Consider the following 25,738-nt stretch of genomic DNA (forward strand, 5'->3'; position numbering starts at 1 on the left):
CTGGAAAATGATCGAACCCGGCATTTACAAAGACGTGATGAGCTCGTTCCCGTCCGGGGTCACGGTGGTCACCACCCTGGACCCGGACGGCGGCATCGTCGGCATCACCGCCAGCGCCTTCAGTGCGCTGTCGATCGACCCGGCACTGGTGCTGTTCTGCCCCAACTACGGCTCCGACACCTACCCGGTGCTGCGCGACAGCAAGCAGTTCGCAATTCACCTGCTGTCCGCCGACCAGACCGCCGAGGCCTATGCCTTCGCCGGTAAAGGCAAGGACAAGGCCAAAGGGATCGAGTGGCACTTGAGCGAACGGGGTAACCCGATCCTGGCCAAGGCCACGGCGATCATCGAGTGCGAACTGTGGCGCGAATACGACGGCGGCGATCACGCGATCATCGTCGGCGCGGTGAAGAACCTGATCCTGCCCGACCAACCGGTGACGCCGATGATCTACCACAAAGGCAAACTGGGCCCCCTGCCCACCCTGGCCTGACACTGCTTTTCTGTGGGAGCGAGCTTGCTCGCGATGACGGTGTATCAGTCGACATGGATGTTGAATGTCAGTCCGCTATCGCGAGCAAGCTCGCTCCCACAGGTACTGCACCAGACAGTTAAGTCTTCATTCTTTCCAGGAGCCGGCATGAGCCCAGCAGCCTCGCAACTGTTCCGCCAACAGGCCTACATCAACGGCCAGTGGCTGGACGCGCCGGATGGCGCCTGTCAGGACATCTTCAACCCGGCCACCGGTGAACTGATCGGCCAGGTGCCGAACCTCGGTGCCGAGCATGCGCGCCTGGCTATCGAGGCCGCCAACAAGGCCTGGCCGGCCTGGCGCGCGCTGACCGCCAAGGAGCGCAGCAATACGCTCAAGCGCTGGCATGCCTTGATGCTGGAAAACGCCGACGCCCTGGCACACATCCTCACCCTCGAACAAGGCAAGCCACTGGCCGAAGCCAAAGGCGAAATCCTCTACGCCGCGAGCTTCATCGAGTGGTTCGCCGAAGAGGCCAAACGCATCTACGGCGACACCATTCCCAGCCACAAGGGCGATGCGCGCATCGTGGTCAGCAAGGAGCCGATTGGCGTCGTCGCGGCCATCACGCCGTGGAACTTCCCGGCGGCGATGATCACCCGCAAGGCCGGCCCGGCACTGGCGGCCGGTTGCCCGTGCATCGTCAAGCCGGCTCCGGAAACTCCGTTCTCGGCACTGGCCATGGCTGCGCTGGCGGAACAGGCCGGGATTCCGGCGGGCATTTTCAACGTGATCACCGGCGATGCCATCGCCATCGGTGGCGAGCTGACCGGCAGCAGCCTTGTGCGCAAACTCTCGTTCACCGGCTCCACCGCCATCGGCAAACTGCTGATGGCCCAGTGCGCGCCGACCCTGAAAAAAGTCTCGCTGGAGCTGGGCGGCAACGCGCCGTTCATTGTCTTCGACGATGCCGATCTGGAACGCGCCGTCGACGGCGCGCTGATCGCCAAATTCCGCAACGCCGGGCAGACCTGCGTCTGCGTCAATCGCTTCCTGGTGCAGGCCGGCATCCACGACGCCTTTGTCGCACGCCTGGCCGATCGGGTTTCGCAACTCAAGGTCGGCAGCGGTTTCGATGATGGCGTCACCCAAGGGCCACTGATCAACGAGCGCGCCGTGGCCAAGGTCGAAGAACACGTGCAAGACGCTCTGGCCCACGGAGCACAACTGCTGTGCGGCGGCGAACGCCATGCGCTGGGCAATGGATTCTTCCAGCCGACCGTTCTCATCGGCGTCACCACCCGGATGAAAGTCGCCCGGGATGAAACCTTTGGCCCGTTGGCCGCCGTGTTCCGTTTCGACACCGAGGCCCAGGCCGTCGAGATGGCCAACGACACCGAATTCGGCCTCGCCGCCTACTGCTACACCCGCGACCTGGGCCGCGCCTGGCGCATGAGCGAGGCGCTGGAGTACGGCATGGTCGGGATCAACGAAGGGCTGATTTCCACTGAGGTCGCGCCATTCGGCGGGATCAAGTCCTCAGGGCTGGGCCGTGAAGGGTCGAAGTACGGCATCGAGGATTACCTGGAACTCAAATACACCTTGATGGGCGGCCTTTGAGCCCGCGGGAGCTACGCAAATGAACAACGAAAAGTATGAAAAAGGCCTGAAGATCCGTACCCAGGTGCTGGGTGAGGCCTACGTCAATCGTTCCATCGAGAACGCCGACGACTTCACCCGACCGTTGCAGGAAATGGTCACCGAGTATTGTTGGGGTCATGTCTGGGGTCGTGAGGGTTTGTCGCTCAAGGAGCGCAGCATGATCAACCTGGCGATGATCTCGGCCCTCAACCGGCCCCATGAACTCAAACTGCATGTACGCGGCGCCTTGCGTAACGGCCTGAGTCGTGAGCAAATACGCGAAATATTGCTTCAGGTCGGCATTTATTGCGGTGTCCCCGCTGCCGTAGACAGTTTCCGGCTCGCCCGTGAAGCCTTCGCCGAAGCCGATGCCGAGGCCTCCAGTTAACCCTTGGCTGTTTGATCTGACCGGGCACCCAGATTCCCGTAATCGAAGTGCTCTTTTTTGCATGGACAGCCACAATCAGAGCGGACCCCATGAAACGCCTGCCACTCGACGACAGCTTCAAGGTCAATCGCAACCCCGTTACCCTGCGCGAAATCGTGCTGGATAAACTGCGAAGCGCCATCATGAACTTCCAGCTCCTGCCGGGAGACCGTCTGGTCGAACGCGATCTGTGCGATCGCCTGGGCGTCAGCCGTACCTCCGTGCGCGAAGCCTTGCGTCACCTGGAATCCGAAGGCCTGGTGGAATTCGCCGACGCCAAGGGCCCGCGTGTCGCGATCATCACCCTGGCCGATGCCGTGGACATCTACGAGTTGCGCTGCGTACTCGAAGGGCTGATCGTGCAACTGTTCACCCTGCGCGCCAAGGCCAAGGACATCAAGGCCCTGGAAAAAGCCCTCGAAGAAAATCGCAAGGCGCTCAAGGACGGTGAGCTGCAACAGGTCATCGACTCGGTGCAAGGTTTCTACGATGTGCTGCTCGAAGGCTCGGGCAACCATGTCGCGGCCACTCAATTGCGCCAGTTGCAGGCACGCATCAGCTACCTGCGCGCGACCTCGGTGTCCCAGGAAAACCGTCGCGGCGCCAGTAACCAGGAAATGGAACGCATGGTCGAGGCGATCAAGGGCGGTGATCCGCTGGCCGCCCACCAGGCTTGCGTCGACCACGTGCGTGCGGCCGCTGCCGTGGCCCTGGACTACCTCAAGCGCAAGCAGGAAGAAACCGGCGACATCCCGGCGATTACCTTGCCCATCGCGCTGAAAGAACCGCGCATAGGTCGCTGAAATGTTCAGCCCGAGCTTTTGCCCCAAGTGCGGCAGCGCAGACCTCAGGTCACAGTTGCCGCCGGGCGATACGCACGAGCGCCTGATGTGCCGCGGTTGCGGCTACATCCATTACGTCAATCCGAAAATCATAGCCGGCTGCATCATCGAGCAGGACGGCAAGTATTTGCTGTGCCAACGCGCGATTCCGCCGCGTCCGGGCACCTGGACCCTGCCGGCAGGCTTCATGGAAAGTGGCGAGACCACCGAACAGGCGGCCTTGCGCGAAGTCTGGGAAGAAAGCGGCGTGCGTGCCGAAATCGTCTCGCCCTATTCGATCTTCAGCGTGCCGAAGATCAGCGAGGTGTACATCATCTTCCGCGCCATCGCGCTGGAGATTACCGGGCAGTACGGCCCGGAAACCCTCGACTACAAGTTCTTCGCGCCCGAGGACATTCCCTGGGACAGCATCTACTATCCGGCGATCCGGCAGATCCTTGAGCGCTATATCGAGGAGCGTCAGGCCGGGGTTTATGGCATCTACATGGGCAATGACGACAGCGGGAAGATTCACTTCATTCGCTGAAAAAACCCCATTCCCCCTGTAGGAGCGAGCCTGCTCGCGATGGTCGTCAACGATGACGCGTGCTGACTGACCGAACGCGTTGCTCTAACGTTTTTCGCGAGCAGGCTCGCTCCTACAGGGTCAAGCGGTGTTGGTCAGAGCGGCGCCATGCCCTCGACGATAATGACCTCTGCCTTCGCCACGCCTTCGCGATGTCCCCTGGCCTCCTGATACAACGCCGAGTGATAGCAAGCCACCGCCTGCTCATAGGAATCAAACTCGATCACCACACTGCGTTGCGGCGTAGGCCGGCCTTCCATCGCCTCGCTGCGCCCGCCCCGCGCGAGAATCCGACCGCCATACTGAGCAAACGCCTTCGGCGCCCGCTGGGTGTATTGGCTGTATTGATCGGGGTCGGTGACATCCACATGAGCAATCCAGTACGCCTTCATAGTGACCTCTCGGTTTGTTTTGTATTATGGTATACCACAATACTCATCCAACAAACACTGAGACTCCAGCATGGCCTTCAACAGCATCGAAGAAATCATCGAAGATTACCGCCTCGGCAAAATGGTCCTGCTGGTCGACGACGAAGACCGGGAAAACGAAGGCGACCTGTTGCTGGCCGCCGACTGCTGCACGCCCGAGGCGATCAGTTTCATGGCCCGCGAAGCCCGTGGCCTGATCTGCCTGACCTTGACCGACGAGCACTGCAAGCGCCTGGGCCTGGAGCAGATGGTGCCGAGCAACGGCAGCGTGTTCAGCACCGCCTTCACCGTGTCCATCGAGGCCGCCGTCGGGGTGACCACCGGTATCTCCGCCGCCGATCGTGCCTGCACCGTGGCCGCCGCCGTCGCTGCCAACGCCGGCCCTGCCGACATCGTGCAACCCGGCCATATCTTCCCGTTGCGTGCCCGGGAAGGCGGCGTGCTTACCCGCGCCGGTCATACCGAGGCCGGTTGCGACCTGGCCCGCCTGGCCGGCCATACCCCGGCCTCGGTGATCGTCGAAGTGATGAACGACGACGGCACCATGGCCCGGCGCCCTGACCTGGAAGTGTTTGCGCGCAAGCACGGGATCAAGATCGGCACCATCGCCGACCTGATCCACTACCGCCTTAGCACCGAACACACCATCGTGCGCATCGGTGAACGTGATCTGCCCACCGTACACGGCACCTTTCGTCTGATCACCTTTGAGGATCGCATCGAAGGCGGTGTCCACATGGCCATGGTCATGGGCGATCTGCGCCGTGATGAGCCGACGCTGGTGCGCGTGCATGTGATTGACCCGTTGCGCGATCTGGTCGGTGCCGAGTACAGCGGGCCGACCAACTGGACCTTGTGGGCCGCCTTGCAGCGTGTCGCCGCCGAAGGTCACGGCGTGGTGGTGGTGCTGGCCAATCACGAATCCTCCCAGGCGTTGCTCGAACGCGTACCGCAATTGACCCAGACGCCCCGACAGTTCAGCCGTTCGCAGTCGCGGATTTATTCGGAGGTGGGCACCGGTGCGCAGATCCTGCAGAACCTGGGTGTCGGCAAGCTGCGCCATCTCGGGCCGCCGCTGAAATATGCCGGTTTGACCGGGTATGACCTGGAAGTGGTGGAGAGTATTCCTTTCACCGAGTGACTCTTGGTTTAACACAATTCCCTGTGGGAGCGGGCTTGCTCGCGAAGAGGGAGTGTCAGTCGACCCAAAGTTGTCTGACACACCGCTTTCGCGAGCAAGCCCGCTCCCACAGGGGATTGCGTCGCCGGACGAAGTTCAGATCCACAGAAAAAACACCTTTTGGCTGATAGCCGGTACGGCAAAATGCTTGCACAAAGTTTGGAATACCATAATATGATATTCCATAGACCGGACAGTCAGCACTGACTCGACGGACCTACTGCTCCCGATAGGCGGGCACTCCAAAGCCCCGCTCATAAACACAACAATGAGGGCGTGAAAATGGTGTTGAACAAACGTGCGACCGCAGTTCTTTTTGCGGGACTGCTGAGCGTGACCAGCCAGGCATTGCTGGCGGCTGAAAGCGTCAACTTCGTGAGTTGGGGCGGCAGCACCCAGGATGCGCAGAAGCAGGCCTGGGCCGACCCGTTCAGCAAGGCCAGCGGCATTACCGTCGTGCAGGATGGCCCGACCGACTACGGCAAACTCAAGGCCATGGTCGAGAGCGGCAACGTGCAGTGGGACGTGGTCGACGTCGAAGCCGACTTCGCCTTGCGCGCCGCCGCCGAAGGCTTGCTCGAACCCCTCGATTTCAAAGTCATTGAACGCGACAAGATCGACCCGCGCTTCGTCAGCGATCACGGCGTCGGCTCGTTCTTCTTCTCCTTCGTCCTCGGCTACAACGAAGGCAAGCTCGGCGCCAACAAGCCTCAGGACTGGTCCGCACTGTTCGACACCAAGACCTACCCCGGCAAACGCGCCCTCTACAAATGGCCAAGCCCAGGCGTGCTTGAACTGGCGCTGCTGGCCGACGGTGTAGCGGCGGACAAGCTCTATCCGCTAGACCTGGACCGCGCCTTCAAGAAACTCGACACCATCAAGAAAGACATCGTCTGGTGGGGCGGCGGCGCGCAGTCGCAGCAACTGCTGGCCTCCGGTGAGGCGAGCATGGGCCAGTTCTGGAACGGCCGGATCCATGCCCTGCAGGAAGACGGCGCCCCGGTCGGCGTAAGCTGGAAGCAGAACCTGGTCATGGCCGACATCCTGGTCATCCCCAAGGGTTCGAAAAACAAGGACGCGGCGATGAAGTTCCTGGCCAACGCCAGCAGTGCCAAGGGCCAGGCGGACTTCTCCAACCTGACCGCCTACGCACCGGTCAACGTCGACAGTGTGGCGCGCCTGGATTCGGCGCTGGCCCCGAACCTGCCGACCGCCTACGCAAAGGATCAGATCACTCTTGATTTCGCGTACTGGGCCAAGAACGGTCCGGCCATCGCGACACGGTGGAACGAATGGCTGGTCAAATGAAAATGACGGTAACCGCGTCCCGTCCATCCACGCCAGTCGGGAGCGCCTCCGGCGCTGTCGGCAAGGCGGCTGCGATGACGCAATCCCCTACCCTGGCGCAACGCTGGCGCGGATCGAGCAACCTGATCCCCGCCCTGCTGTTCCTCGGCCTGTTCTTTCTCGCGCCGCTGATTGGCCTGCTGTTGCGCGGCGTGCTGGAACCGGTGCCGGGCCTGGGCAACTATGAGCAACTGTTCGCCAACTCGGCCTATGCGCGGGTGTTGCTCAACACCTTCTCGGTGGCCGGCCTGGTGACGCTGTTCAGCCTGTTGCTGGGCTTCCCGCTGGCTTGGGCGATCACCCTGGTGCCGCGCGGCTGGGGGCGCTGGATCCTGAATATCGTGCTGCTGTCGATGTGGACCAGCCTGCTCGCCCGCACCTACTCCTGGCTGGTGTTGCTGCAAGCCTCCGGGGTGATCAACAAGGCGTTGATGGCCATGGGCATCATCGATCAACCGCTGGAGATGGTGCACAACCTCACCGGCGTGGTGATCGGCATGAGCTACATCATGATCCCGTTCATCGTGCTGCCGTTGCAGGCGACCATGCAGGCCATCGACCCGATGATCCTGCAGGCCGGCTCGATCTGCGGCGCCAGTCCGTGGACCAACTTCTTCCGGGTGTTCCTGCCGCTGTGCCGGCCGGGGCTGTTCTCCGGCGGCCTGATGGTCTTCGTGATGTCCCTCGGTTACTACGTGACCCCGGCGCTGCTGGGCGGTGCGCAGAACATGATGCTGCCCGAGTTCATCATTCAGCAGGTGCAGTCGTTCCTCAACTGGGGCCTGGCCAGCGCCGGCGCCGCGCTGCTGATCGTGATCACGCTGGTGTTGTTCTACTTCTACCTGAAGCTCCAGCCGGAATCCCCGGTTGGCGCCAGCAACGCGAGGTAAGCCGTCATGCTCCTGACCCCCAATGCCATGAGCCGGCGCATGCGCTTCGGCCTGTATGCCACCACCGGGCTGATCGGTCTGTTCCTGCTGCTGCCGATTGTGTTCATCGTGCTGCTGTCGTTCGGCTCGTCGCAATGGCTGGTGTTCCCGCCACCGGGCTGGACGCTGAAATGGTACGGCCAGTTCTTCTCCAACGCCGACTGGATGAGCGCGGCCATGGCCAGCCTCAAGGTCGCGGTGCTGACCACGTTCTTCGCCGTCGCGCTGGGTCTGCCCACAGCTTTCGCCCTGGTGCGTGGCCGCTTCCCCGGCCGGGAAATGCTCTACGGTCTGTTCACTCTGCCAATGATCGTGCCGCTGGTGATCATCGCCGTGGCGGTGTACGCGCTGTTCCTGAAACTGGGCTACACCGGGACCATGTTCGCGTTCGTGGTCAGCCACGTCATCGTCGCGCTGCCGTTCACCATCATCTCGATCATCAATTCGCTGAAGCTGTTCGATCAGTCGATCGAGGATGCAGCGGTGATCTGCGGCGCCTCGCGCCTGCAAGCGGTGTTCAAGGTGACCTTCCCGGCGATTCGTCCGGGCATGGTGGCCGGCGCCCTCTTCGCCTTCCTCGTCTCCTGGGATGAAGTGGTGCTGAGCGTGATGATGGCCAGCCCGACCCTGCAAACCCTTCCCGTGAAAATGTGGACCACCCTGCGCCAGGACCTGACGCCCGTGATCGCCGTCGCCTCGACGCTGCTGATCGGCCTCTCGGTATTGGTCATGGTGATCGCCGCCGCACTGCGCCGGCGCAATGAAATCAGCGCCTGAGCGCGCAGGAGTACGACATGAGTGCAGTGATCAAAGATTCCGCGCAGCAAAATGACAAGCCCCTGGTGAGCCTGCGCAACCTGAACAAATACTACGGCGACTTTGCCGCCGTGGACGACATCTCGCTGGACATCAAGGACGGTGAATTCCTCACCTTCCTCGGTTCCAGCGGCTCGGGCAAAAGCACCACGCTGTCGATGCTCGCCGGTTTCGAAACCCCGAGCAGCGGCGAGATCCTGGTCAACGGCCAGTCGCTGGTGAATGTGCCGCCGCACAAACGCGATATCGGCATGGTGTTCCAGCGCTATTCGCTGTTCCCGCACCTGTCGGTACGCGACAACATCGCCTTCCCGTTGGCCATCCGCAAACTGGCCGCCGCCGAACGCGAACGCCGGGTCGATGCAATGCTCAAGCTGGTGCAGCTTGAGCAGTTTGCCCATCGCCGCCCTTCGCAATTGTCCGGTGGCCAGCAGCAACGAGTCGCCATTGCACGGGCGCTGGTCTATGAGCCACGCATCCTGCTGATGGACGAACCCCTCGGTGCACTGGACAAGAAACTGCGCGAAGACTTGCAGGATGAACTGCGTCAGCTGCATCGGCGCCTGGGCATCACCATCGTCTACGTGACCCACGATCAGGAAGAAGCCATGCGCCTGTCCCAGCGCATCGCGATTTTCAGCCACGGCAAGATCGTCGGCCTGGGCAGCGGCTATGACCTGTACCAGAATCCGCCGAATGCTTTTGTCGCCTCGTTCCTTGGCAACTCCAACTTCCTCAAACTCAAGGCCCAGGGTAATGCGGTGGCGACCTTCGAAGGGCAACCGCTGTCGATCCGACTCACGGCCGGCCTGCAAACTGATCAGAACGTGTTGCTGATGGTGCGTCCGGAAAAAGCCCTGGCCCTGAGCAATGAACAGGCCGTTGCCGAACCCTTGGCTGCCGGCTGGAACGAAGTCTCGGCCAAGGTCGTGGAAGTGCTGTTTCTGGGTGAAAGCCAGACGTGCAGCGTGGTCACCGCTGGCGGCACCTCGATGACGGTCAAGGCGCTGTCCGCCGCCGGCATGCCGCTCAAGTCCGGTGACCCGGTGCGGGTGCGCTGGGCTACCGCGGATGCCTGCGTCTACACCGAATGGGCCGAAAGCGACCTGAACAAGGCCGCCGGCGCTCACTGATCCATTGGCCTGCGCGCGCGGGCCACTATAATGAGTCACCCTCGGGCCACCACAACGTCGGGTTGTGGTGGCCTTTTTTCTGGTTCGTTCTCTGGTTTGGAGTTCAGATCATTTTCGACCTGGACGCGGTCTCTTGTAGGAGCTGGCTTGCCAGCGATGGTCGTTAACGATAACGCGTGTGAGATGGATAAACGCGGCGCACTTGAGTCCATCGCCGGCAAGCCGGCTCCTACAGTTTCCCCCGAGATTGCATGAAGAACCTTTTTTCTGTCATCTGTAAGATAAATTGGACAACGGATTCCTAAAATCACGGTTTAATGCTAAATAGTGCTCAGTATTTTTAACGCCCGACCCTGTCGTGCCACACAGTGCAACGAGAATAACGATATGAAAGTCCATTTCGAGAAAAGTGAAGTGTTTGGGACCCTCCACCTGCAAGCGGCGGTGGCAGCATGATCGAAGTTACCGAAGTTTCCATTGCCGAGCTGCGCGCCGCGCTCGAATCCGGCCAGACCACCTCGGTTGAACTGGTCCAGGCTTATCTTGCGCGGATCGACGCCTTTGACGGCCCCGAAACGCCTACCGCGCTGAACGCGGTCGTGGTTCGCAACCCCGAGGTGCTCGCCGAAGCCCAGGCGTCCGACGCTCGTCGCGCCAAGGGCCAGACGCTGGGAGCTCTGGACGGGATCCCCTACACCGCCAAGGACAGCTATCTGGTCAAGGGCCTCACCGCCGCTTCCGGCAGCCCGGCCTTCAAGGACCTGGTCGCCTATCGCGATGCGTTCACCATCGAACGCCTGCGCGCCGCCGGGGCCATCTGCCTGGGCAAGACCAACATGCCGCCAATGGCCAACGGCGGGATGCAGCGTGGTGTCTACGGCCGCGCCGAGAGCCCGTACAACGCTGACTACCTCACGGCCCCTTTCGCCTCCGGCTCGTCGAACGGTGCCGGCACGGCGACCGCGGCCAGTTTCTCGGCCTTCGGCCTGGCGGAAGAAACCTGGTCGAGCGGCCGTGGACCGGCCTCGAACAATGGCTTGTGCGCCTACACCCCTTCGCGCGGCGTGATCTCGGTGCGCGGCAACTGGCCGTTGACCCCGACCATGGATGTGGTCGTGCCGTTTGCCCGGACCATGGCCGACCTGCTCGAAGTGCTCGACGTAGTGGTGGCCGATGACCCGGACACCCGTGGCGACCTGTGGCGCCTGCAGCCCTGGGTACCGATCCCGAAATCTTCTTCGGTACGCCCTGAGTCCTATGCCGCGCTGGCCGCGAATAGCGATGCGCTCAAAGGCAAGAAATTCGGCATCCCGCGCATGTACATCAACGCCGACCCTGAAGCCGGCACCTCCGAAGCACCGGGCATCGGTGGCCCGACTGGCCAACGCATCAACACCCGTCCTTCGGTGATCGGGCTCTGGGAACAGGCGCGCAAGGCCCTCGAAGCCGCGGGCGCCGAAGTGCTCGAAGTCGACTTCCCGCTGGTCTCCAATTGCGAGGGCGATCGTCCTGGTGCGCCGACCGTGTTCAATCGCGGCATCGTCTCCAAGGAATTTTTGCACCATGAACTGTGGGACCTGTCCGCCTGGGCCTTCGATGATTTCCTGCAAGCGAACGGCGATCCCAAACTGAATCGCCTCGTCGATGTCGACGGCCCGCAGATCTTCCCTCATGACCCGGGCACCCTGCCCAATCGCGAGGGTGACCTGGCCGCCGGCATGGACGAATACGTGCGCATGGCCGAACGCGGCATCACGCCGTGGGATCAGATCAGCACGGTGCCGGACGGCCTGCGCGGCCTGGAAAAGACCCGCAAGATCGATCTGGAAGACTGGATGGATCGCCTGGGCCTCGACGCGGTGCTGTTCCCGACGGTGGCCGATGTGGGTCCGGCGAATGCCGATGTCGATCCGCAATCGGCGGATATCGCCTGGAGCAACGGCGTATGGGTCGCCAATGGCAACCTCGCCATCCGTCATCTCGGTGTGCCGACGGTCACCGTACCGATGGGCGTGATGCCGGACATCGGCATGCCGGTCGGCCTGACGTTTGCCGGGCGCGCCTATGACGACTCGTCGCTGCTGCAGCTGGCGTCGGCGTTCGAATCGACCGGCAGCAAACGCATGATCCCGCCGCGTACCCCGCCATTGGTCGCTGACAAGCGGTAATGTGGGAGCTGGCTTGCCAGCGATGGTCGTTAACGATGACGCGTTTGAGCTGGATGAACGCGACGCACTTGAGTCCATCGCCGGCAAGCCGGCCCCTACAGTTTCCCGGGATCATCAGGGATCAACCTGGGCCATCAGCTCGGGAATCGATTCCGGCCGCTTGGCATAACGCTGTGCCAGCACCGCACAGACCATCAGTTGAATCTGGTGGAACAACATCAGCGGCAAGATCAGCAAGCCAATGGTGCTACCGGCAAACAGCACCTGCGCCATCGGCACGCCGGTCGCCAGGCTTTTCTTCGAACCGCAGAAGAGAATGGTGATGCGGTCTTCCTGGTTGAAGCCGAATGCCTTGCCCAGTACGGTCGAGGCCACCAACACCAGCGCCAGAACGATGCAGCAGACCAGCACCAGCCCAAGCAGATCCAACAACGGAATCTGCTGCCAGAGGCCTTCGATCACCGCTTCGCTGAACGCGCCGTAGACCACCAGCAGAATCGAACCCTGGTCGACGAACTTCAACCAGCTCTTGTTGCGCGCCACCCAGTTGCCGATCCAGCGCCGCGCGATCTGCCCGGCAATGAACGGCAGCAGCAACTGCACGCTGATCTTGAGGATGGCGTCAAGGGTCGAGGCGCCTTCGCCGTGGACATTCAGCAGCAGGGTCACCAGCAACGGCGTGAGAAAAATCCCGAACAGGCTGGACGCCGCCGCGCTGCAAATCGCCGCCGGGATGTTGCCCCGCGCCAGGGAAGTAAAGGCAATCGCCGACTGCACCGTGGCGGGCAGCGCGCACAGGTAGAGCATGCCCATGTACAGGTCATTGCCGATCAGCGGCGACAGCAGCGGCTTGAGCGCCAGACCGAGCAACGGAAACAGCACGAAGGTCAGGCTGAACACCAGCAAATGCAGGCGCCAGTGCCCGGCACCGGCAATGATCGACTCGCGGGACAGCTTGGCGCCATGCAGGAAAAACAGCAGCGCGATGGCGATGTTGGTCAGCCAGCCAAAACCGAGCGCGACCTGGCCGCTGGCGGGCAGCAGGCTGGCGAGCGTCACTACGCCGATCAGGGTCAGGGTGAAGTTGTCGGGTAACAAACGGGGGCGAGTCATGGGGTTGATCATCCGGGGGTTGCCAGTACATGAAAGTGACTCTAACGTGACCGGGAATTACCGACTAACGCCGATGAGCCAGCTGATGCCGCCTAAAGGACATGACAAGAGTGTTCGACGCAGTATTCCCGGGCTGTCCAGCCTGCCACGACCGCTCTACGGCCGTACCGAATCGCTGCCCAATCGCGCACTGACCCGGCGCCACAGCCACCCGTGGGTGCAGCTTTCCTACGCGATTGCGGGCGTGCTCGAAATACAGACCGGCGTCGGGCGTTTCGTGGCCCCGCCGGAGCGTGCGGTGTGGATTCCGGCGGGCATGCCGCACCGGGTGTTCAGTTCGCCACGCACGGAAATGCGCAGCCTGTACATCGATTGCAGTGTCTCGACGTGGGCGCCGCCGGGCTGTCATGTACTGGGGGTCAGTGATTTGTTGCGCGAGTTGATCCGCGCCTTCAGTCAGGTTCCGGTGGAATACGATCAGGACGGGCCGCATGGTCGGTTGGCCCAGGTGATTCTGGATCAGTTGGCCGAGGCGCCACAGATCGACTTGATGCTGCCGCTGCCCCAGGACAGTCGATTGCGGCAAATCGCGCAAAGCCTGGAGTCGCACCCGGAGCAACAGACCACGCTCAGCCACTGGAGCGACCAATTCGGCGTCACCGAAAAAACCCTCAGTCGCCTGTTCCTGCGCGACACCGGCCTGACCTTTCGCGCCTGGCGCCAGCGCTTGCGTCTGCTCGGCGCCCTGACGCCACTGGAACAGGGCGAGCGAGTGACCGACGTCGCGTTGGCCTGCGGCTACGATTCGACGTCAGCGTTTATCGCTGCCTTCCGCCAGCAGTTCGGCGAAACACCGGGGGAGTTTTTTCGCTGAGTCCAACACCGTACACCTCTGTTGCCTGTCAGTCCGCCATCGCGAGCAAGCTCGCTCCCACAGGGGCCATGGGTATACACAAAACCTGTGCTCGACATAAAAACCTGTGGGAGCGAGCTTGCTCGCGATGGCGCCGGGTCAGTCGACACCTGCATTGACTGTCAGGTCGCTATCGCGAGCAGGCTCGCTCCTACAGGGATTTCACATAAATATCCCGGTGTTACTGATCGGACTTGATACTGGTCCAGACCCGGGTACGGACCCGCTCAAGCTTTTGCGGCAGTGGCTGCACGACGTACAGCGTCTTCAATGCCTCGCTGGTCGGTGTCAGGTTCGGGTTGCCGGTGATGTCCTTGTTGATCAGCGCCAGCGAGTCCTTGTTGGCATTCGGGTAACCGAGGAAGTCGCTGATCGGCGCGATGACTTTCGGGTCCAGCAGGTGGTTGAGGAATTCGTGGGCCTCGGCGACGTTCTTCGCGCTTTTCGGGATGGCGAAGGTGTCGAACCAGATCGGCGCGCCTTCTTTCGGCAGGCGCCAGTCGACGACCACGCCGTTGCCCGCCTCTTTGGCGCGATTGCCGAATTGATAGAAGCTGCCGGAGTAACCGATGGCCACGCAGATATCGCCGTTGGCGATGTCGGTCATGTACTTGGCGGAGTTGAAATAGGTGACGTAGGGGCGAACCTTGAGCATCAATGCCTTGGCTTTTTCGTAGTCATCGGGGTTCTGGCTGTTCGGATCCAGCCCCAGGTAATGCAGGGCCAGCGGCAGGATCTCCGACGGTGAGTCGAGCATCGCTACGCCACAGGCCTTGAGCTTCTCCATGTTCTCGGGCTTGAACACCAGGTCCCAGCTGTCCACCGGTGCATTCTCGCCCAGCGCCGCCTTGACCTTGGCCGGGTTGAAACCGATCAACACAGTGCCGTACATGTAGGGCACGCCGTACAGGTTGCCCGGGTCGTTCTTGTCCAGCAACTTGAGCAATGCAGGGTCCTGGTGCGACCAGTTCGGCAACCTGGACTTGTCGAGTTTCTGGAACACGCCCGCCTTGATCTGGGTTTCGATGAACTGGTTCGACGGCACCACCAGGTCGTAGCCCGAGTTGCCGGTCAGCAGCTTGGCTTCCAGGGACTCGTTGGTGTCGAAGGTGTCCCAGGTCACCTTGATCCCGGTGTCCTTGGCGAAATCCTTGGGCACGGACGGCAGGATGTAGTCCGCCCAGTTGTACACCCGCAATTCGCGCTGTTCGGCATGCACCGCGCTGGCCAGCAGCGACAGTCCGCAAACGGTGGCGCCCAGTATGCGTTTCATTGAGTCCATGGATCATTTCCCCAAGTGTGGCGTGAGTTCGATGGTTTTTATGTTCTGTACACGGCAGCAGCCTTGAAAACAGCCAAGGGCAAGGAAGTGAAGCGTCTGGTTGTGGTTTTCACCTTGGGTTGCCGACTCAGCCACCCGCGTCTGATTCTTGCTGACGGCGTCGCCGGTTCACAGCGTGAGGCAGGCCAAAAGGAGATCGAAATGGCCAAAATACATGTCCGCTTTGATCAGCGGTGCGAGGCCTTTCACCGAGGTTAGTCCAAACAGCCGATGCCCGGGCAGCCTCGTTGCTGCCTATTGCGCAACACACCAATAACAAGATCGCGAGGCTTCGATGCGTGCTCCACTCCTGCTTGCCCTGCCCCTGCTCGGCCTGCTCAGTGCCTGTTCCGAACCCTATGAACCGCAACCGCTGGCCAGCAACGGCAGCGCCACACCCTTGATCGGTAGCGCCGCTGTCGCGCAACCGCTGAACGGTACGATTCCCGCCAACCCCTACATGACCAGCAACGGCAGCAGCTACATGCATTCCGATGGCTACAGCTCCGACACGCACCCGGGGCCCGGTCCGTTGGGCCGGGATGTTCAGGTGAACAGTCGCGATGGCAGCCGCAAGCCCGGCGGCATGTGCCCGATTCATACCTTCGATCAGCAGGGTCGCCTGGTGGTGTTGTGCGCCAACCTGATGCAGTTCGAACTGCAATTGCTCGAACCACGCACCCTCAAGCTGCTGGCCCGCTATCCGCTGCCGCCGCGTCCGTCGACTTTCCACGCGCTGATTACCCTGGACCCGGACAAGATCATGGCCGACACCTCCGGCGCCTATTTCTATGTCGACGAACAGAATCGCGTGGTCATCGCCGATGCCGAGCAGCACATCCAGCGCGTCGTGCATCGTCAGGATGAGTCCGGTGCGTGGTCGTTCGAAGCGGTCGACAACTGGGACCTGAGCGACAAGGTCCCCCACGATTGTGTGAAGCCTGCCAACTGGTTCCCCAAAGGCGAATGCGACCCCGTCACCGGGGTCATGCCCGATCACCGGGGCTTGATCTGGTGGATCACCCGGCGCGGCCGCATCGGCACCCTGAACCCCGACACCGGCAAGGTCCAGGGCATTCAACTGGCCCACGAAGAAATCCAGAACGGCATGTCGGTGGCGGCCGATGGTGTCTACCTGGTGTCCGACCACGCCATGTACCGCTTCGTCGCCGATGCCGAGGGCAAGCCCGTGCAAGGCTGGCGCGAAGTCTATGACCGCGGCACCGGGCGCAAGGTCGGCGCGATCAATCAGGGCAGCGGTACCACCCCGACCCTGCTCGGCGAGCGCTACGTCACCATCACCGACAACAGCGACGGACGCATCAACCTGCTGGTCTACCGTCGCGAGCAGGACTACGCCGGCAATCGCCTGATCTGCAAGCTGCCGGTGTTCGACAACAACGCCTCGGCCACCGACAACTCGGCCATCGGCTGGGGTCGCTCGATCATCCTCGAGAACAACGCCGGCTACACCAGCGCCTTCGCGCAGAAGGACTGGCAGGCCGTGCACGGCGGCATCAGCCGCATCGACATCCGCACCGATGAGTCGGGCTGCGACCGAATCTGGGAATCGAAGGAACGTTCGCCATCGGTGGTCCCCAAACTCTCGGTGAGCAACGGTCTGCTGTACTTCTACACCTTCGAGCCGCAGCCCGACGGCGAGAACGCCTGGTACCTGATGGCGCTGGATTTCGACAGCGGCCAGACCCGATTCAAGGCGCTGAGCGGGGTCGGCCAGGCCTTCGACAACAACTGGTCGCCGATCACACTGGCGCCGGACGGCACGGCCTATGTCGGGACTTTCGGTGGGTTGGTTGCTCTTTGGGACAAGGGGGTGAATGCAACAAACGAGCAACCACGCGTGAGTGCCAGTGGCGGCCAACCCTGAAAAGCGATTCATTGTGGGAGCGAGCCTCCCACAGGGGATCGGGTGCACCTTTGAGACATTGGTCAGCTGTCAGGCCGTCATCGCGAGCAAGCTCGCTCCCACAGGTATCGAGTACATCTGCAAGATTTCGGTCGGCTGGCTGGCCGCCTTCGCGAGCAAGCTCGCTCCCACAGAAGAGCAAAAACAGATCGGCGTACACAGACGCTTCTCACCACTCATCAGGCCGAGCGTTAGCTCGCCTGCAGCTCTTGATCTTGATCCACCCGCCCCCTCGGCAGGCTGAGTGGAGGCGTTTATCCGGGGATTGGCGCGCAGCGCCGTTCGAGGCAGTCGAACACATCGCATGTAGGTGCCAGCGAAGCCAACCGGAGGGCGATGCCCCCGGATGAATGCCGGAGCGAAGGAACCCCGAGCCTTGGCGAGGGGCCGTACGTAAGGGGCGAGACCTTTTGGTTCCTTTTGGGGCGTTTGCCAAAAGGGACTCGCCGTAAGGGCGAAACCGCCAGCCGCCGTTACCGCAGCAACGGATATGTACTCAATCAACCAAGAACCTGGTCGGCCCAAAGGCCGCCAAGGTCAAAGAATATCAACCAACACCAACAACCCCCTCCCCATGCAACTGCCGCAACAACACCACCCCACCCTCCAGAAACTCCGAAGCCCTCACCGCCCCCGCCTCGATCGCCAATCCTTGCAACTGCTCACGCCCGGTCAACTCGGGAAACTCGCCAATTCGCAGCAACAACCGCCACGCCAACGGACTCAATTCAGAAAACCTCACACTCCAGTCCTCGGCGCGACGCACCAGCAACAAGGTCGGCTGAGCAGGCGCCACATCAGGCTGGTAATCCGGCCCCACCCTTTGCACCGGCCAGGCATACGCCAACGGCCAGGCCAGCGGCGACACCCGCAAGGGCCGATCCAGCAGCAACGCGGCATCACCACCCACCTGAAGCTCGGCGTCAGACTGTTGCAGCGCCATTTCCACCCACTCGTAATGCGCCAGCTCCACCATGAACGGCGGCCACGGCCCATCACTCAACGCCTGAGGCCCAGCCGCGAGAAACTCGACAAACTCCTGGGCGATCTCACCGAATTTCGGCGTGCGGGCGCGGTAGTCCCGCAGAAAGATCCGCACCAGCGAACGCCAGTGCTCGTCACCCAGAATCTTCACCAACACCGGAAAGGTGCCACTGAGCAGCGAAGACAGGTTGGCGAACACCAGGTCGCGATAAACCAGGGCCCGCGCCGGGTCCATTTCCGTGGGTGGCCCGTTGCGTTCAGGGTCGCGCAGGTACAGGCCCATGGTGGTTTGCTGATGCAAAAGACTCGACTTACCCACGGTTCACGCCCTCCTGTTGCAGGCGGCGAATGGTCTGCAATTCCGCCACCAGTTCAGCGAAGACGGGAAAGTTGAAATCCCGCTCCAGCAAGGTCGGTTGCGCACCGAACCGGGCATAAGCCTGGGCCAGCAACGACCACACCGCCGGTTTGACCGAAGCGCCATGGGTGTCGATCTTCAAGGTGTCAGACTCATCGAAATGCCCGGCAATGTGCATCGCCACCACCCGCCCCGAATCGATGCCAGCCAGGAACACCTGCGGATCGAAGCCGTGGTTGATCGAATTGACGTACACGTTGTTGACGTCCAGCAACAGGTCGCAATCGGCCTCGCGCAGCACGGCATTGGTGAAGGTCACCTCGTCCATGTCCTGTTGAGGCGCGGCATAGTAAGAGACGTTTTCCACCGCCAGGCGTCGCCCGAGAATGTCCTGGGCCTGACGGATACGCGCGGCGACGTGGTGCACCGCCTCTTCGGTAAAAGGCAACGGCAACAGGTCGTACAGGTGACCGTCATCGCTGCAATAGCTCAAATGCTCGCTGTACAGCGGCACGTTGTAGTGATCGAGAAAACCCCGGACTTCCTGCAAAAAACCGACGTCCAGCGCCGACGGCCCACCGAGGGACAGGGACAAACCGTGACAGGACAATGGATAGCGTTCCGCCAGGGCCCGCAATGCCGCGCCGTGGGCACCGCCGATGCCGATCCAGTTTTCCGGTGCGATTTCCAGAAAGTCGAAATCGCCTGCTGGTGCGGCCTGGAGGTCTTTGAGTAAACCGCGACGCAGGCCAAGCCCTGCGCTGGCCTTGGCTACGGGGGGAATGGAGGTCTGCATGGTGTCGATCTCACAAGATGTTCAAGGACGCGAGCCGGTGCCCGCCATGAGACAGAGTTAATCGAAGGGGTGTATCAGGACTGTGTTCGGCTGGGGCCGGAATTAGAGGTCACTGTGTCGAAAAGGGGTCTGGATACAGTGGGATACACGCCCGCTCCCACAGGGTCGTGTACCGGCAGAAAAAACGTTGCTTTCGTCGCGCCAGACCGCGCGGTACAAGGCCCGAACTAAACTTACTGCACACAGGGCCCGCTTGGTGCCCTGTACATTCCCACGACCACCGCCCAGTGGCGATCCCCTCGCCAGACAACGCCTCTGGACCGTGATCCTGCTGAAGGAGCACACATGATGGACGAGGCCAGACTCAACGATTTCATGGGCAAACTGGTTAATGACATGGGCGGCGCGGCGATGCTCGCCAACGTCATCCTCGGCGAAGAACTCGGCCTGTACCGGGCGATGGCCGACAGTCAGCCCATCACCCCTGAAACCCTTGCCGAGAAAACCGGCTGCAACACCCGCCTGCTGCGCGAATGGCTCAGTGCTCACGCCGCCTCAGGCTACATGGAACACCAGGACGGCCAGTTCCGCCTGCCCGAAGAACAAGCCATGGCTTTGGCAAAAGAAGACTCACCGGTTTATGTGGCGGGCGGGATCGGCGTGGTCGCGTCGTTTTTCCATGACAAGGACAAACTGGTCAACGCCATGCGCGGCAACGGCGCCCTGCCCTGGGGCGATCACCATCCGTGCATGTTCAGCGGGACCGAACGCTTCTTCCGCCCCGGCTACAAAGCTCATCTGGTCGCCGAATGGTTGCCGGCCCTCGACGGCGTAGTGGCCAAACTGGAAGCCGGGGCCAAAGTGGCGGACATCGGCTGCGGCCATGGTGCCTCGACGGTGATCATGGCCCAGGCGTTTCCGGATTCGCGCTTCGTCGGTTTCGACTACCACGCGCCGTCCGTTACCGTTGCCACCCAACGGGCCGAAGAAGGGGGCGTATCCAGCCGGGCCAGGTTCTTCCAGGGCACTGCCAAAAGCTACCCCGGCAGCGACTACGACCTGATCTGCTACTTCGATTGCCTGCATGACATGGGCGACCCGGTGGGCGCAGCCAAGCATGCCTATGAGTCGTTGAAGGACGACGGTACGGTGCTGCTGGTCGAGCCCTACGCCAACGACTTGCTCGACGACAACGTCAACCCGATCGGACGCCTGTTCTACGCGGCGTCGACCTTCATCTGCACGCCCAATTCGCTGTCCCAGGAAGTCGGCCTCGGCCTCGGTGCCCAGGCCGGTGAAGCGCGTTTGCGCAAGGTGTTCAGCGAGGCCGGTTTCACCCGTTTCCGGCGGGCCACGGAAACACCGTTCAACCTGATCCTGGAGGCGCGTAAATAAATACTGTCTGCTTTTTGTAGGAGCGAGCTTGCTCGCGATAAACGCGATCACGCCGCGGGGTGTCAGGCTTACAGTGTTATCATTGACGACCATCGCGAGCAAGCTCGCTCCTACAGGCCTGCACAGCATGTTCGACAATCTGATCCATGAACAGCTCGATCGCCTCCATCAGCTCATGGCGGAGCAGCCGTTTGCCGTGCTGACCGGGGCCGGCATCAGCACGCCTTCGGGCATTCCGGATTATCGCGACAGCCAGGGCGTGCGACGGGGCCGGCAGCCGATGATGTACCAGGAGTTTCTCTCGGCCCCGGAGTCCCGGCGACGCTACTGGGCGCGGGCGATGCTCGGCTGGCCGAGGGTGCGTCTGGCGCAGCCGAACGAAGCCCACGACACCCTGGCTCGCTTGCAAGACACGCGACAGATCAGAGGGCTGATCACCCAGAACGTCGACACCCTGCACGACCAGGCCGGCAGCCGTGACGTGATCGAACTCCACGGCAGCCTGCACCGGGTGTTGTGCCTGGATTGCGGCCGGCACAGCGGGCGCGATTCGATCCAGCACTTGATGGAAACACAGAACCCCTACCTGGCCGGCGTCGACGCGGTGCAAGCGCCGGACGGCGACACCTTGCTCGACCCGGCCTTTGAGGCACGCTTCCAGGTCCCGCACTGCCCGCATTGCGCCGGGGAACGGATGAAGCCGGATGTGGTGTTTTTTGGCGAGAACGTCGCACAGGCCACGGCGGCGAAAGCGATGGCCGCCGTCGAACAGGCTGCCGGGCTGTTGGTGATCGGCTCGTCGCTGATGGCTTACTCGGCGTTTCGCTTGTGCCGGGCGGTGGTGGATCAGGGCAAGCCGTTGATTGCGATCAACCTGGGCAAGACCCGGGCGGACGAGATTCTGGATTTGAAGATCGAAGGGTCGTGCGAGCAGCTGTTACCAACATTGGCGAAGCTACTTGGCAACTGACGAAACCCTATCCCTGTGGGAGCGAGCTTGCTCGCGATGACGGTGGATCAGCCAATAAACTGTCTGGATGTGCTGACCTCATCGCGAGCAAGCTCGCTCCCACAAGGTCCCCCATACAACTCACGAAAATCGCTGCCCAAGGTTTTCCGCTTTCAGCACATCAAACATCGCCTGCGCCGCCGCCGACAACTCGCCCCCCGGCAACGTCAACACCCCCAGCGCCCGCTCCACCACCGGGTCGCGCAAGGTGATGCAACGCGCCCCCAGTTCACGCATCTGCCCCGCGCACAAGGCCGGCACCGCGCTCACGCCCAGGCCACTGGCGACCATGCGCCCGACCGTCGCCAGTTGATGGCTTTCAAATTCCACCGGCAGCTTCATGCCGCGGGCCTGCAGATGCTCTTCAAGCATTACTCGCACAGTGGACGGACGCTGCAAGGTAATGAACGGCTCCTTGAGCAGGGTCTGCCAGTCGATGTCATCGAGTTCGGCCAGTGCCGAATCCAGAGGCACCACCGCGACGAAACGGTCGATGTACAACGGCGTGAATTGCAGCGACGAACTCTGGGTCGGTTCAAAGGCCACTCCCAGCTCCACCTGGCGGTCACGGACCATTTCCAGCACCTGCTCGTTGATCACGTCATTGACCGTCACGTTGACATTCGGATAACGGGCGCGGAAGGTCTTGAGGATCGGTGGCAGCAGGTTGCCGGCGAACGACGGCATCGCCGCCAGGGTCACGCGACCGCGCTGCAGGGTGAAGCGTTGACGCAGTTCATCCTCGGCATTGTCCCAGTCAGCGATCAACCGGCGCGCCAGCGGCACCAGGGATTCGCCTTCGGCGGTGAGCGCCACGTTACGCGTGTTGCGGGTGAACAAGCGCCCGCCCAGGCCCTCCTCCAGCGCCTTGATGGTCAGGCTCAGGGCCGATTGCGACAGGTGCAGGCGCTCGCAGGCCACGGCAAAGCTCAGGCTCTGGGCCACGGCCAGAAAGGCGCGGATCTGCTTGACGGTCATGGGGCAACGCTCCGGTTGTAAGCTACAGGTTCTAAGCTGCAAGAGACTGGACAGCACATTATTGAGCTTTATCAATCAATCCGCTCTAAAAAACAACTTAACAAATTAATCTGACAGCGAGACACTCCATCCCATTCGGCTAGCCAGCCGCCCACAAAGAATAAAAGAGGTGCATATGGCAGGTTTCGACAAGCGCGTGAGTTCCTACGAGGAAGCTCTGGCAGGTCTTGAAGACGGCATGACCGTGATCGCCGGCGGCTTCGGCCTGTGCGGGATCCCGGAAAACCTGATCAACGAGATCAAGCGCAAGGGCACCCGCGATCTCACCGTGGTTTCCAACAACTGCGGCGTCGACGGTTTCGGCCTTGGCGTACTGCTGACCGACCGCCAGATCAGCAAAGTGGTCGCGTCCTACGTCGGCGAAAACAAGCTGTTCGAAGAGCAACTGCTCAAGGGCGAAATCGAAGTCACCCTGACCCCCCAAGGCACCCTCGCGGAAAAAATGCGCGCAGGCGGCGCCGGCATCCCGGCGTTCTTCACCGCCACCGGCGTTGGCACGCCTGTCGCCGACGGCAAGGAAGTCCGCGAATTCCATGGTCGCAAGTACCTGATGGAAGAATCCATCACCGGCGACTTCGCCATCGTCAAAGGCTGGAAAGCCGACCATTTCGGTAACGTGATCTATCGCCACACCGCCCAGAACTTCAACCCGCTGGCGGCCACCGCCGGCAAGATCACCGTGGTCGAAGTCGAAGAAATCGTCGAACCCGGCGAGCTGGACCCGGCGCAGATCCACACCCCTGGCATCTACGTCGACCGGATCATCTGCGGCACGTTCGAGAAGCGCATCGAACAGCGCACCGTGCGTAAGTGATCCCCTGCCCCCGGACCGAATGAAGGAATAAAAACAATGGCACTTTCCCGCGAACAAATGGCTCAACGCGTCGCCCGCGAAATGCAGGACGGCTTCTACGTGAACCTGGGCATCGGCATTCCGACCCTGGTCGCCAACTACATCCCTGAAGGCATGGAAGTCATGCTGCAGTCGGAAAACGGCTTGCTGGGCATGGGTCCTTTTCCTACTGAAGACACCATCGATGCCGACATGATCAACGCCGGCAAGCAAACCGTGACCGCACGCATCGGTGCTTCGATCTTTTCCTCGGCCGAGTCTTTCGCGATGATCCGCGGTGGTCATGTCGACCTGACCGTGCTGGGCGCCTTTGAAGTGGACGTGCAAGGCAACATCGCCTCGTGGATGATCCCCGGCAAACTGGTCAAGGGCATGGGCGGCGCGATGGACCTGGTCGCCGGCGCAGACAACATCATCGTCATCATGACCCACGCATCCAAGGACGGTGAGTCCAAGCTGCTGTCCCAATGCAGCCTGCCGCTGACCGGCGCCGGGTGCATCAAGCGTGTACTGACCGACCTGGCCTACCTGGAAATCGAAAACGGCGCGTTCATTCTCAAAGAACGTGCGCCGGGCGTCAGCGTCGAGGAGATCGTCGCCAAGACCGCAGGTAAACTGATCGTGCCGGACCACGTGCCGGAAATGCAGTTCGCTGCCCAGTGAGGAATCATTCCATGCAAGAAGTCGTCATTGTTGCCGCCACGCGCACCGCGATCGGCAGTTTCCAGGGGGCGCTGGCCAATGTGTCCGCCGTCGACCTGGGCGCTGCGGTGATCCGCCAATTGCTGGCGCAAACCGGCCTGGATCCTGCGCAAGTCGATGAAGTGATCATGGGCCAGGTGCTGACCGCCGGCGCCGGGCAAAACCCTGCGCGCCAGGCCGCCATCAAGGCCGGCCTGCCCTTCGCCGTGCCGGCCATGACCCTGAACAAGGTCTGCGGCTCCGGTCTCAAGGCCCTGCACCTGGGTGCCCAGGCGATTCGCTGCGGCGATGCCGAGGTGATCATTGCCGGTGGCCAGGAAAACATGAGCCTGGCCAACTACGTCATGCCCGGTGCCCGCACCGGCCTGCGTATGGGGCACGCACAAATCGTCGACACCATGATCAGCGATGGCCTGTGGGATGCGTTCAACGATTACCACATGGGTATCACCGCCGAGAATCTGGCCGAGAAATACAGCCTGAGCCGCGAGCAGCAGGACGCGTTCGCCGCCGCCTCGCAGCAGAAAGCCGTGGCCGCCATCGAAGCCGGGCGCTTCGTCGATGAAATCACGCCGATCCTGATCCCGCAGCGCAAGGGCGATCCGCTGTCCTTCGCCACCGACGAGCAGCCACGGGCCGGCACCACCGCCGAATCCCTGGGCAAACTCAAAGCTGCCTTCAAGAAGGACGGTTCGGTGACCGCCGGTAACGCTTCGTCGCTGAACGACGGTGCCGCGGCCGTGATCCTGATGAGCGCCGAAAAGGCCAAGGCCCTGGGTCTGCCAGTCCTTGCAAAAATCGCCGCCTACGCCAACGCAGGCGTCGACCCGGCGATCATGGGCATCGGCCCGGTGTCGGCCACCCGCCGCTGCCTGGACAAGGCCGGCTGGTCCATCGACCAGCTGGACCTGATCGAAGCCAACGAAGCCTTCGCCGCGCAATCGCTGGCCGTGGCCAAGGACCTGGAATGGGACTTGAACAAGGTCAACGTCAACGGCGGCGCCATCGCCCTGGGTCACCCGATCGGTGCCTCGGGTTGCCGCGTGCTGGTGACCCTGCTGCATGAAATGCTCAAGCGTGACGCCAGGAAAGGCCTCGCCACCCTGTGTATCGGTGGTGGTCAGGGCGTGGCACTGGCGCTCGAACGGGCTTAAGCCAACAGCGTTCAACAGACGGCGCGGGGACCCACGAAGATCCGTGACCGCCTGGAAAAACACCCGGTGCGATGCAAGTCGCACCGGGTTCTTTTTTGCCTGCGTTTTTTCAGATGGACCGCGTTATCGTTCATCGCGAGCAAGCTCGCTCCCACAGGTTTTTGTACTGTTCAAAAAATGGAGCCACACCGCCAAACACTCTGGGAGCGAGCTTGCTCGCGATG

25 protein-coding genes are annotated in these 25,738 nt (G+C 61.9%); 19 read left to right on the top strand and 6 right to left on the bottom strand.

Annotation, left to right across the window (positions count from 1 at the left end):
- The first annotated feature begins 7 nt into the window (after positions 1–7).
- The 5 genes from AC1Q6Y_RS06575 to AC1Q6Y_RS06595 all read left to right on the top strand — a co-directional run bounded on the left by AC1Q6Y_RS06575 (position 8) and on the right by AC1Q6Y_RS06595 (position 3,908).
- Positions 8–493, top strand: coding sequence for a flavin reductase family protein (locus tag AC1Q6Y_RS06575; RefSeq protein WP_150814367.1), 486 nt, complete (start codon positions 8–10; stop codon positions 491–493).
- 147 nt (positions 494–640) lie between these two features.
- Entirely contained in the window at positions 641–2,092 is a 1,452-nt protein-coding gene (locus AC1Q6Y_RS06580; RefSeq protein ID WP_492624222.1) for an NAD-dependent succinate-semialdehyde dehydrogenase, read from the top strand.
- Positions 2,093–2,111: 19 nt separating this feature from the next.
- The gene (locus tag AC1Q6Y_RS06585) at positions 2,112–2,501 is read left to right on the top strand and encodes a carboxymuconolactone decarboxylase family protein (RefSeq protein WP_007991919.1); all 390 of its coding nucleotides are present in this window, start codon (positions 2,112–2,114) and stop codon (positions 2,499–2,501) included.
- An 89-nt stretch (positions 2,502–2,590) separates the two neighbouring features.
- Positions 2,591–3,343 carry a GntR family transcriptional regulator gene (locus AC1Q6Y_RS06590; protein WP_015095667.1) on the top strand — a complete coding sequence of 251 codons (753 nt, stop codon included), beginning with the start codon at positions 2,591–2,593 and terminating at the stop codon, positions 3,341–3,343.
- 1 nt (position 3,344) lies between these two features.
- The gene (locus tag AC1Q6Y_RS06595) at positions 3,345–3,908 is read left to right on the top strand and encodes an NUDIX hydrolase (RefSeq protein WP_150814365.1); all 564 of its coding nucleotides are present in this window, start codon (positions 3,345–3,347) and stop codon (positions 3,906–3,908) included.
- 134 nt (positions 3,909–4,042) lie between these two features.
- On the opposite strand, the gene AC1Q6Y_RS06600 is transcribed toward AC1Q6Y_RS06595, so the two are convergent.
- Entirely contained in the window at positions 4,043–4,339 is a 297-nt protein-coding gene (locus AC1Q6Y_RS06600; RefSeq protein WP_102671434.1) for a DUF1330 domain-containing protein, read from the bottom strand.
- 70 nt (positions 4,340–4,409) lie between these two features.
- On the opposite strand from AC1Q6Y_RS06600, the gene ribBA reads away from it, so the two are divergent.
- The 6 genes from ribBA to AC1Q6Y_RS06630 all read left to right on the top strand — a co-directional run bounded on the left by ribBA (position 4,410) and on the right by AC1Q6Y_RS06630 (position 11,951).
- Positions 4,410–5,519, top strand: coding sequence for a bifunctional 3,4-dihydroxy-2-butanone-4-phosphate synthase/GTP cyclohydrolase II (gene ribBA, locus AC1Q6Y_RS06605; RefSeq protein WP_150814362.1), 1,110 nt, complete (start codon positions 4,410–4,412; stop codon positions 5,517–5,519).
- Between the two features lie 321 nt (positions 5,520–5,840).
- Complete coding sequence (locus AC1Q6Y_RS06610) at positions 5,841–6,866, top strand: ABC transporter substrate-binding protein (RefSeq protein ID WP_095967714.1); 1,026 nt, start codon at positions 5,841–5,843, stop codon at positions 6,864–6,866.
- Positions 6,863–7,795, top strand: a complete 933-nt coding sequence (locus AC1Q6Y_RS06615; protein WP_173677950.1) for an ABC transporter permease — start codon at positions 6,863–6,865, stop codon at positions 7,793–7,795. Before AC1Q6Y_RS06610 ends, AC1Q6Y_RS06615 begins: the two co-directional genes overlap by 4 nt.
- Positions 7,796–7,801: 6 nt before the next feature.
- The gene (locus AC1Q6Y_RS06620) at positions 7,802–8,611 is read left to right on the top strand and encodes an ABC transporter permease (protein WP_090456315.1); all 810 of its coding nucleotides are present in this window, start codon (positions 7,802–7,804) and stop codon (positions 8,609–8,611) included.
- Between the two features lie 17 nt (positions 8,612–8,628).
- On the top strand, positions 8,629–9,783 hold the full coding sequence (locus tag AC1Q6Y_RS06625; RefSeq protein ID WP_090456316.1) for an ABC transporter ATP-binding protein: 1,155 nt from the start codon (positions 8,629–8,631) through the stop codon (positions 9,781–9,783).
- 452 nt (positions 9,784–10,235) lie between these two features.
- Positions 10,236–11,951 carry an amidase gene (locus AC1Q6Y_RS06630; protein WP_492624223.1) on the top strand — a complete coding sequence of 572 codons (1,716 nt, stop codon included), beginning with the start codon at positions 10,236–10,238 and terminating at the stop codon, positions 11,949–11,951.
- Between the two features lie 114 nt (positions 11,952–12,065).
- Here the strand turns inward: AC1Q6Y_RS06630 and AC1Q6Y_RS06635 are convergent, their stop codons facing one another.
- Positions 12,066–13,064: a bile acid:sodium symporter family protein gene (locus tag AC1Q6Y_RS06635; RefSeq protein WP_150814359.1), complete on the bottom strand. Its 999-nt coding sequence runs from the start codon at positions 13,062–13,064 to the stop codon at positions 12,066–12,068.
- An 85-nt stretch (positions 13,065–13,149) separates the two neighbouring features.
- Between AC1Q6Y_RS06635 and AC1Q6Y_RS06640 the strand changes: the two genes are divergently transcribed.
- Positions 13,150–13,938, top strand: coding sequence for an AraC family transcriptional regulator (locus tag AC1Q6Y_RS06640; RefSeq protein WP_223503793.1), 789 nt, complete (start codon positions 13,150–13,152; stop codon positions 13,936–13,938).
- 220 nt (positions 13,939–14,158) lie between these two features.
- Here the strand turns inward: AC1Q6Y_RS06640 and AC1Q6Y_RS06645 are convergent, their stop codons facing one another.
- Positions 14,159–15,259: a polyamine ABC transporter substrate-binding protein gene (locus AC1Q6Y_RS06645; RefSeq protein WP_090456322.1), complete on the bottom strand. Its 1,101-nt coding sequence runs from the start codon at positions 15,257–15,259 to the stop codon at positions 14,159–14,161.
- A 15-nt stretch (positions 15,260–15,274) separates the two neighbouring features.
- Between AC1Q6Y_RS06645 and AC1Q6Y_RS06650 the strand changes: the two genes are divergently transcribed.
- Complete coding sequence (locus AC1Q6Y_RS06650; RefSeq protein WP_090456324.1) at positions 15,275–15,517, top strand: hypothetical protein; 243 nt, start codon at positions 15,275–15,277, stop codon at positions 15,515–15,517.
- 76 nt (positions 15,518–15,593) lie between these two features.
- The gene (locus tag AC1Q6Y_RS06655) at positions 15,594–17,186 is read left to right on the top strand and encodes a hypothetical protein (protein ID WP_492624224.1); all 1,593 of its coding nucleotides are present in this window, start codon (positions 15,594–15,596) and stop codon (positions 17,184–17,186) included.
- 586 nt (positions 17,187–17,772) lie between these two features.
- Here AC1Q6Y_RS06655 and AC1Q6Y_RS06660 read toward each other — a convergent pair.
- Positions 17,773–18,528: an HvfC family RiPP maturation protein gene (locus tag AC1Q6Y_RS06660; protein WP_492624225.1), complete on the bottom strand. Its 756-nt coding sequence runs from the start codon at positions 18,526–18,528 to the stop codon at positions 17,773–17,775.
- On the bottom strand, positions 18,521–19,363 hold the full coding sequence (locus tag AC1Q6Y_RS06665; protein ID WP_407516557.1) for an HvfB family MNIO-type RiPP peptide maturase: 843 nt from the start codon (positions 19,361–19,363) through the stop codon (positions 18,521–18,523). The genes AC1Q6Y_RS06660 and AC1Q6Y_RS06665 overlap by 8 nt, the downstream gene beginning before the upstream one ends.
- Positions 19,364–19,711: 348 nt before the next feature.
- Here AC1Q6Y_RS06665 and AC1Q6Y_RS06670 point away from each other — a divergent pair, with 348 nt between their 5' ends.
- Both AC1Q6Y_RS06670 and AC1Q6Y_RS06675 read left to right on the top strand, forming a co-directional pair.
- Positions 19,712–20,758, top strand: a complete 1,047-nt coding sequence (locus tag AC1Q6Y_RS06670; RefSeq protein ID WP_154862055.1) for a class I SAM-dependent methyltransferase — start codon at positions 19,712–19,714, stop codon at positions 20,756–20,758.
- A gap of 127 nt (positions 20,759–20,885) precedes the next feature.
- Positions 20,886–21,728: an NAD-dependent protein deacetylase gene (locus AC1Q6Y_RS06675; protein ID WP_492624226.1), complete on the top strand. Its 843-nt coding sequence runs from the start codon at positions 20,886–20,888 to the stop codon at positions 21,726–21,728.
- 120 nt (positions 21,729–21,848) lie between these two features.
- Here the strand turns inward: AC1Q6Y_RS06675 and AC1Q6Y_RS06680 are convergent, their stop codons facing one another.
- On the bottom strand, positions 21,849–22,745 hold the full coding sequence (locus AC1Q6Y_RS06680) for a LysR family transcriptional regulator (protein WP_090456332.1): 897 nt from the start codon (positions 22,743–22,745) through the stop codon (positions 21,849–21,851).
- Positions 22,746–22,920: 175 nt separating this feature from the next.
- On the opposite strand from AC1Q6Y_RS06680, the gene AC1Q6Y_RS06685 reads away from it, so the two are divergent.
- From AC1Q6Y_RS06685 to AC1Q6Y_RS06695, 3 genes are read left to right on the top strand one after another with little or no spacing between them, the layout of a single operon-like run.
- Complete coding sequence (locus AC1Q6Y_RS06685) at positions 22,921–23,619, top strand: CoA transferase subunit A (protein WP_034150336.1); 699 nt, start codon at positions 22,921–22,923, stop codon at positions 23,617–23,619.
- 36 nt (positions 23,620–23,655) lie between these two features.
- Positions 23,656–24,321 (top strand): CoA transferase subunit B, encoded by a 666-nt coding sequence (locus tag AC1Q6Y_RS06690; RefSeq protein WP_008021761.1) that lies wholly within the window; start codon positions 23,656–23,658, stop codon positions 24,319–24,321.
- A gap of 11 nt (positions 24,322–24,332) precedes the next feature.
- Complete coding sequence (locus AC1Q6Y_RS06695) at positions 24,333–25,514, top strand: acetyl-CoA C-acetyltransferase (RefSeq protein WP_492624227.1); 1,182 nt, start codon at positions 24,333–24,335, stop codon at positions 25,512–25,514.
- The last annotated feature ends 224 nt before the right edge of the window (positions 25,515–25,738 follow it).

Source organism: Pseudomonas sp. GW823-FHT06E10, from assembly GCF_058794995.1.